The sequence below is a fragment of the Lonepinella sp. BR2271 genome, from assembly GCF_051851515.1.
Taxonomy (GTDB): Bacteria; Pseudomonadota; Gammaproteobacteria; order Enterobacterales; family Pasteurellaceae; genus Lonepinella.
The window spans coordinates 1-347 of sequence record NZ_JBPDVF010000037.1; the positions used below are offsets into that span (position 1 = coordinate 1).

1 pseudogene is annotated in these 347 nt (G+C 43.2%); it reads left to right on the forward strand.

The annotated features are described in order from the left end of the window. A pseudogene (locus tag ACTG7X_RS11090) lies at positions 1-325 on the forward strand (integrase); the annotation flags it as partial. Positions 326-347: the final 22 nt, after the last annotated feature.

Here is a 347-nt window from a genome sequence, read left to right on the forward strand (position 1 = left end):
CAATGAATTGCGTTCACACGAAGGCATCGGGCGACGGACACCAGCGAGCTGTTATCAAGCGTCCAATCGCACCTACACAGGTAGGATTGAGCCTTATGATTATGGCGAGCAAGCTGAAATCCGCCAAGTACGACATAATGGCGAGATTAAATGGCAAGGTAAACGGTTTTACCTTAGTCAAGTTCTCGCAAAGGAGCCAGTTGCTTTTATTCCTTTTGGAGATGGCATTTGGCATATTTATTATCGTTTTCATTTTCTTGCGGAATTTAATCAACGAGAAAATAAAATTGTGCCAGCGACTATCTGGCATGCAACCCAAATGTAAACGATGTCCTTAGGGAAAATGT